Genomic DNA, 462 nt, shown 5'->3' with positions numbered 1-462 from the left:
TCCTCAATCTGATTGATGATATGGCACTCAGAAAAGCGATCCGAAGTGCCCGAAACCGCACGGAAGCCTATCATCAGCTCCAAAGTAACATCCGAAAAACTTACAACGGTATCTTCAAGGGCAAAAAAATCGTTGAAAACCGGGTCAGTGCACATGCGGCCAGATTGGTTGCCAACTGCATTATTGCCTACAACAGTATGATCCTGAATGCGGTCTACCAGAAGATGCAGGCCAACGGTGTCCCTCAAGAAATTATTGATGAGTTTACGCGAATTTCGCCGATTGCCTGGACACACACGTTGTTCACGGGACGATACAATTTTAAGAGAAATCACGGGAAAATTGATGTAGAAGCGATGGCAAGGATATTGGAATCTCACCTGAAACAACATTTTTGGCGGGATGACTAATCAGGATTTTCTCTCAAAGTTTACAGATCTGGGGGGTGTTCCACAGAACCCC

General features: G+C 45.5%; 1 protein-coding gene. It reads left to right on the top strand.

All coding sequences use genetic code 11. The annotated features are described in order from the left end of the window. Positions 1 to 410 (top strand): Tn3 family transposase (locus SLS51_RS23335; protein WP_323840855.1); only part of this gene is annotated, 410 nt, incomplete at its 5' end. Positions 411 to 462 lie beyond the last annotated feature (52 nt).

Source organism: Photorhabdus africana, assembly GCF_035181445.1.
In the GTDB taxonomy this organism is placed as follows: Bacteria; Pseudomonadota; Gammaproteobacteria; order Enterobacterales; family Enterobacteriaceae; genus Photorhabdus; species Photorhabdus laumondii.
The sequence above is the reverse complement of the archived record's forward strand: the minus strand, read 5'-3'. Positions and strand labels throughout refer to the sequence as shown.